General features: G+C 73.7%; 1 protein-coding gene. It reads right to left on the reverse strand.

The window, feature by feature from the left end:
* Positions 1-44: 44 nt before the first annotated feature.
* The gene (locus tag ACU8YC_RS26055; protein ID WP_446896121.1) at positions 45-371 is read right to left on the reverse strand and encodes an SDR family NAD(P)-dependent oxidoreductase; all 327 of its coding nucleotides are present in this window, start codon (positions 369-371) and stop codon (positions 45-47) included.
* Positions 372-532: the final 161 nt, after the last annotated feature.

A 532-nucleotide genomic window follows, 5' to 3' on the forward strand; every position in this document is an offset into this window, starting at 1 on the left:
ACGAGCGGCGATTCGACGCCGGCCGGCCGATCCGGCACTTCGCGTCACGCTTCATGTTCGTCGAACGCTTGGCCGAGATACGCACTGCGCACGAGCGGATCGTCGAGCACCGCGCGCGTGGGCCCGAGCGCGAGCCGCTTGCCGAAATCGAGCACGAGCGTCGCCTCGCACACGGCATCGATCAGGTCGACGTCGTGATCGATCAGCAGCACCTGCGCGCCGACGCATTCGGGAATGCGAACGATCACGTCGGCGCGCCGCGCCGCCAGGACCACCCGGGCGCCCCGCGCCGCGAAGGCCCCGGCCGCCGCCCGGCCGATGCCGCTCGAGGCCCCGGTGATGACCACCGTCCCGCCGTCCAGGCGCGCCATGCCGGTTCTCCGCGTCGTTCGCCGTCGAGTTGCAACTGCACGGCGAACCGTTCCCCGCGCCGCGGCGTTCCCCCTCGCAGCTGCGGCCATTCGGACGCGCCGTCCCGGACGCGCCGATCCGGACGCCGCGACGCGCGGCCCCGAAGGCCCCGCCCCTGTCT

This window comes from Citrobacter sp. VF227 (genome assembly GCF_052950715.1).